This window comes from Rhizobium ecuadorense, assembly GCF_001187535.1.
In the GTDB taxonomy this organism is placed as follows: domain Bacteria; phylum Pseudomonadota; class Alphaproteobacteria; order Rhizobiales; family Rhizobiaceae; genus Rhizobium; species Rhizobium ecuadorense.
On the sequence record NZ_LFIO01000561.1, the window covers coordinates 1 to 478 of the forward strand.

Genomic DNA, 478 nt, shown 5'->3' on the forward strand with positions numbered 1-478 from the left:
CAAATAGGTGTGCGCAAAAAATAATCAAACTGCCGCACTTTCGGGCGAAATCAATGCGCCACGTAGCTTAGCTGGCGAAATTCGGCGAAGAATTGCTGCCGGGCAAGGTCTCTTCACGGCTGCGGTATTTCGGATGTGAAATGAGGAATGGCGTAACCGCGCTTGAGCTGTGGCCGTGCGGCAAGCCTGAGATACCATTGCCTGACATAAGGGAAAGCATTCAGGTCGATCTTGTGACGCTGAAACCGGGATACCCAAGGCCAGACCGCCATGTCGGCGATGGAATAATCGTTGACGAGATAGTCGCGGCCTTCGAGCCGCGCGTTCAGCGTCTCGTACAGGCGGCGGGTGTCCCTGCGAAAGAGATCCTCAGCGAATGGCGCTTCGCCGCTGTTGTAGGTCAGGAAATAATGGGCGTGACCGAGCGTCGGCCCGAACCCTCCCATCTGCCACATCAGCCATTCGATCGTGTGATGCC

Annotated in this window: 1 protein-coding gene; it reads right to left on the reverse strand. The window is 56.5% G+C overall.

The features are described from left to right. Window positions 1-113: 113 nt before the first annotated feature. The coding region (locus tag AF337_RS11995) for a glutathione binding-like protein (RefSeq protein ID WP_193393604.1) at window positions 114-478 on the reverse strand (365 nt) is incomplete at its 5' end.